This is a genomic window from Streptomyces sp. NPDC033131 (assembly GCF_055578365.1).
This window is the reverse complement of the sequence record NZ_JBVIPA010000124.1, coordinates 1-1,407: the sequence shown is the minus strand read 5'-3', so window position 1 is coordinate 1,407 and position 1,407 is coordinate 1. Positions and strand designations below refer to the sequence as shown.

The 1,407-nt window shown below is 66.6% G+C and carries 2 protein-coding genes; both read right to left on the bottom strand.

All coding sequences use genetic code 11. From position 1 onward, the window contains the following. Positions 1 to 41 precede the first annotated feature (41 nt). Positions 42 to 458, bottom strand: coding sequence for a hypothetical protein (locus ACZ5XS_RS45790; RefSeq protein ID WP_269648640.1), 417 nt, complete (start codon positions 456 to 458; stop codon positions 42 to 44). Further along, complete coding sequence (locus ACZ5XS_RS45785) at positions 455 to 1,303, bottom strand: IS5 family transposase (RefSeq protein ID WP_468661647.1); 849 nt, start codon at positions 1,301 to 1,303, stop codon at positions 455 to 457. Before ACZ5XS_RS45785 ends, ACZ5XS_RS45790 begins: the two co-directional genes overlap by 4 nt. Positions 1,304 to 1,407 lie beyond the last annotated feature (104 nt).

Here is a 1,407-nt window from a genome sequence, read left to right as displayed (position 1 = left end):
TGAGTGGGCGGTTCGTGAGTTGATGTCCGTTCCGGACTTGGTTACTGCTTCTTGCTAAAGGTGCCGGGCTCGGCCTCGGTGAGGATTCCTAGTGTGACCAGGCGTTTCATCTTGGCTCGGGTGCGTTCGATGTGTTTCGGCAGGAGCTCGAAGTCGAGGGTCTGGCAGATGTCGCGGGCCCTCAGTGGGCCGGTGGTGTCGTTGAAGACGGCGAGGATGCGCGGGTAGTCCGGGTGCTCGGGCAGCTCCAGACTCCCTGATGGGTCGGGGCTCTGGACCGGGATTCGGTCGGCGAGGCCGGTGATGGTCGTGCGGGTGATGGCGAGGTGTTCCAGACGCAGTTCGGCCTCGCGGAGCTGGGTCTGAAGGGTGTCGATCTGGGTGCGGAGATCGCCGGCCAGGGCCCGGGCTGCGTCTTCCTGAAGGTCGAGCGCCTGAAAGAGGGGGTTGAGGTTCACGCGCCGACCACCTGCGGATCGCGCCAGGTGAGCGTGCTCGCGTCGGTGAGCCGACGGGCCATGACGTGGGTCATGGCCCAGTAGACGCGTGAGGTGGAGGAGGCCGGGCGGTGTTCGTAGTCGCGGACCAGGCGCCGGTGCAGTATCAGGGTCCCGAACGTCTGCTCCACCCGCCACCGTTTCGGCTGCGGAACGAATCCCTTCTCCTCAGGGTTGCGCCGGACGATCTCGACGTCGATGCCGAGGGCGGCCCCGTGCGTGACGACCTGGTTCTTGAAGCCCTGGTCGACCAGGGCCTTGCTGACCGAGCCGCCGGCCGCGACGGCGACTTGGTCGAGGAGAGCGATGCCAGCGGCGTTGTCGTGGACACTCGCGGCCACCACGGTGACGGCGATGACCAGGCCGAGGACGTCCACGGCCAGTCCCCGCTTGCGGCCAGGCATCCGTTTCGCGGCGTCTTTGCCCGTCGTGACTGCGGGGACCCCGGTGGCCGCCCGGACACTCTGGGTGTCCAGGATCACCAGGGTCGGGTCCTCTAATCGCCGGTTCCTCTCCCGCACCTGGCAGCGCAGGAGTTCATGGATCTGCTGGTCGGTGCCGTCGTCCCGCCAGGCGGCGAAGTAGTAGTACGTCGCGCTCTTCGGCGGCAGGTCGTTCGGCAACAGGGCCCACTGACAGCCGGTCCGGGACTGGTAAAGGATCGAGTTCACGATCTCCCGCATCGGATAGCGGCCCTGGTGGCCGCTCACGGAACGGTGGCGGTTCTTCCAGGCCGTGAGCACCGGCTCGATCAACGCCCACTGCTCGTCGGACAAGTCGCTCTGGTACGGCTTGCGTTCACTCATCCAACCGATCCCAGCAGGCCACCGGCACCGGACCGGAACGTTCCGGCTTCGCCCACACCATCAGGCGACACCAGAACCGCTCATAGACTCACGAACCGCCCACT

Excerpts from the sequence above, each read along its gene's own strand:
- ACZ5XS_RS45785 (WP_468661647.1), bottom strand. The coding sequence starts at position 1,303 with ATGAGTGAACGCAAGCCGTACCAGAGCGACTTGTCCGACGAGCAGTGG.